4 protein-coding genes are annotated in these 3,421 nt (G+C 42.3%); all 4 read right to left on the minus strand.

What is annotated here, in order from left to right:
* Positions 1 to 188: 188 nt before the first annotated feature.
* Entirely contained in the window at positions 189 to 1,682 is a 1,494-nt protein-coding gene (locus ACFVSH_RS24405) for a spore germination protein (RefSeq protein ID WP_387597749.1), read from the minus strand.
* Positions 1,660 to 2,241, minus strand: a complete 582-nt coding sequence (gene spoVAEA / locus ACFVSH_RS24410; protein WP_098370826.1) for a stage V sporulation protein SpoVABEA — start codon at positions 2,239 to 2,241, stop codon at positions 1,660 to 1,662. Before spoVAEA ends, ACFVSH_RS24405 begins: the two co-directional genes overlap by 23 nt.
* Before the next feature lie 43 nt (positions 2,242 to 2,284).
* Entirely contained in the window at positions 2,285 to 2,707 is a 423-nt protein-coding gene (locus tag ACFVSH_RS24415) for a stage V sporulation protein AB (RefSeq protein WP_387598203.1), read from the minus strand.
* A partial coding sequence (locus ACFVSH_RS24420) for a stage V sporulation protein AA (protein WP_387708315.1) occupies positions 2,697 to 3,421 on the minus strand: 725 nt, incomplete at its 5' end. The genes ACFVSH_RS24415 and ACFVSH_RS24420, both read right to left, overlap by 11 nt.

Raw genomic sequence — 3,421 nt, forward strand, 5'->3', positions numbered from 1 at the left:
CTATATGAACAAGCCTCATTCGAATCGATATCCCATGTAAATATTGTTCTCTATGACTGCTTTGTAGTTCGAAGGGAAAGACAGATTGGTTTAAACTCCAAAGAGTCATAGTAGCTCTCTCTCTTTGTGAAGCCTAACAATACCTCTTTATCCGAATAAAATTAAATTACCACAACTTTTCGACAACATCAACCTTTAGATTTTTTCGGCTGCCTATAGAGATCCTGGGGATGTACAATACTCGGACGTTCTATAGTGCCAGGATAAGGTCTTCTTAATATTATATGTGACAGGGCCTTTGGCTGAAACGGGAGAAGCGGCCATAAATAAGGCGTATTTAACGTCTTTATATTAGTAAGCATAATAATGTAGAGTGTGATGCCAATGACTAGGCCAGGCACTTTAAATAAAGCGACCAATACTAGCAGGACTAATCGGGAAATCTTATTCGCAACCCCTAGTTCTAAACTCGGAGTGACAAATGTACCGATTGTCGCTACGGAAGCGTAGAGAACCACCTCAGGAACAAATAGCCCAACATCTATCGCTATCTGTCCGATCAAAACTGCCGCAACCAAGCCCATTGCCGTAGAAAGCGGTGTCGGGGTATGGACGGCTGCCATCCTTAAAAATTCTATCCCAATATCGGAAATGAAGATTTGGATCACAATGGGTATATGCGTTTTTTCATTAGGCCCGATATACTCGAGCTTCTCCGGCAGGAGGGAAGGCTCTAAACAAAACAATAACCAAATCGGCAGCAAGTATAACGAAACGAAAATCCCGAGAAATCGGACCCAGCGTACCAAGGATCCAACAGCAGGTGCCTGCCGATACTCCTCAGCGTGCTGCATGTGATGGAAAAGAGTGGACGGGGTTATGATGACACTCGGTGACGTATCCACATAAATAAGGACATGCCCCTCAAGTAAATGTGTTGCAGCAACATCAGCCCGTTCCGTGTACCTGACAAGCGGGTATGGGTTATATTTTTGCTTGACGATGAACTCTTCGATCGTTTTATCGGCCATCGTTATGCCATCAACATCAATACTATTCAATTCCTTACGAACGATTTCAATTAAATCAGGATCGGCAATATCTTTAATGTAGCCGATGGATATATCCGTTTTCGATCGTTCCCCTACATGCAACATTTCGAAACGTAATCTTTCATCCCTGATCCTCCGTCTTGTTATCGCTGTGTTAATGATGATATTCTCGACAAAACCGTCCCTTGATCCACGGACGACTTTTTCCGTATCGGGTTCTACTGGCTGTCTCCCTGGATAACTCCGGACATCCACAACCAATCCTATTGGTTTACCATCAACAACAACGACTATTAATCCGGATAAAACCTGATCAACAAGCTCATCCATCGTCTTTATTTCCTCAACGGATTGGTGTACAAGCAAGTCTTTGACTGCATCAAAAACTTTAGTGGTCAAGATTTCCGCATTTTTGTTATGAATAAGAGAATCGAGGATTTCAATGATGTACTCTGTATCCGTCAGCCCGTTTACATAGTAAAGATGCACATCTTTTCTTAGAACCTTTATCCTTCTTACCCCTAAGTCGAAGCTGACGCCCAGACCTACATTCTTTTCCATGTACGCGTCAACTTCCGCTACCCTATTCGGAATCGGTTTCATGTTTTCAGGTTTTTCTGAAGTCATCATGACCACTCCTTTCCAATATGATTTCCACCGCTAGCTTCGTTATCGGTGCTCCTCTTTTAAAATCATCCTGATGGGACATTTTCCCGATATCCCCTATCCCCACTACTATGGGAACATGTAATTGATCGATGCAATACACCGTATCTCCAGTTATCTTGCCGAGTTCAAATTCTTCGGCTCCGTATTTATCAACCCCGTTCGGTGTCAGGTTACCATCACGGTCAATACAGATATCCACTTTGGTCCATTCTTCCCTTCTAGTCTTTGAAGCGACCGCTATCACACCAAGGACATTAATATCAGGGTGACCGGCAACTACCTTCATTGCCTGTTCGCCTGATCCTTCTCCGATAAAACCGCTATCATCAAACATGACCAATACTGGATCATACTTCGCCTTTTTTATTAATTCAACTAGCTCCAAGCCCGTATATCGTGATGGATTACCTTGGGACATGGAGATACACCTTCCCCCTATTTCCTTCGCTACGTGCTCGACAGCCCGTTTCGCATACTCATCCCCATCCGTAATCAATATCACTTTTCGTTTGGTCACCATCTTGGGCCTACCTTTCATCATCAGGAATAGTTACCTTATAAACTTATAAATCCACTAAATAAATCCATTGGAATAATGATCCGGCTACTTTCCCCAATACGAGTGCCATTAACAGATAAATGATTTTCTCTTGAATTCCGATTCGCTTTGACAGAACCGGAAATACATTCAGGACTTCAGTTAAGGCAGCAGCAAGCATTCCATTAAATATCCCGTCAGCCAAACCGATCGGAATTAATAAAAAATATGGGAGGGAAAATTCCGTTTCCTGTAATCCTAACCATGTCCCTGCGACAACGCCGGTAATGATGGCTCCTTCATAGTAATGAATCATCTTCATTGTTTTGGTCAGCTGAGTCAGTCTCGGAATCACCCCAAGTACAGTTAAAAACGCTACAAAACCGGCACCTGTCGCAAAACCCCCGGCCAAACCGACAAAGATTCCAAATATAATTTTACCGGTCATCAAGGTGGCGCACATTCTCCTTATTTTCATTCATGATTACATAACTGTCCAAATCCTGCTGATAGTTGAACATTTCAACCTCGAGCGGACTAGGTTCCTCATTGAAGCGTTTTTTAAAAAAGTGATTAAAAAATAGAATCATGCCCATACCAAGGCCGAAACTATATGGGATTTGGATCAATAATGGCTTATCATCCACTTTCCCCGTGATTATAGTAAAGATTTTTTGATGCACTTCCCCCATGCTGACATCCACATGAAAATTCATGATCGTCATCCCGCCGCCGATAAATAACAAAAACCAAACCAAGGCGAATGTCAGGTATGACATTTTCTTTTTCGAGAAGATGATTTCGATGATCGTTTGGGAGGGCCCGAATGACTCCAGTTCAATAGCCGGGTCCATCTTGCGGATGGCCACGATTACTTGAGCCAAATCAACGACAATAATATTCTTATCTTCCTTCTTGACCGTTAATAATATAATTTCTTCAATGATGGTAATCACTTCTTCAGGTCCGATTATCCTTGCAATATCTTTTATCCTCACCGTTTGATTTCCCTTTACTTGTACACGGTTCCTCATCCTGATATATACAACTGCCACTATCATCACTTCCCGCCCTATTAGTTCCTTTTGATCGTAGTATGGTTTGGAAACAGTGTGAAAATGCAGGAAGTGAACGATCTCCATATATTCGTCATTTACAAACT

The organism is Peribacillus sp. NPDC058002 (assembly GCF_042886655.1).
Taxonomy (GTDB): Bacteria; Bacillota; Bacilli; order Bacillales; family DSM-1321; genus Peribacillus; species Peribacillus aracenensis.

What these genes read in the sequence shown, in the direction of transcription:
- ACFVSH_RS24405 (WP_387597749.1), bottom strand. Translation starts at nt 1,682, where the DNA reads ATGATGACTTCAGAAAAACCTGAAAACATGAAACCGATTCCGAATAGG.
- spoVAEA (WP_098370826.1), bottom strand. Translation starts at nt 2,241, where the DNA reads ATGGTGACCAAACGAAAAGTGATATTGATTACGGATGGGGATGAGTAT.
- ACFVSH_RS24415 (WP_387598203.1), bottom strand. Translation starts at nt 2,707, where the DNA reads ATGACCGGTAAAATTATATTTGGAATCTTTGTCGGTTTGGCCGGGGGT.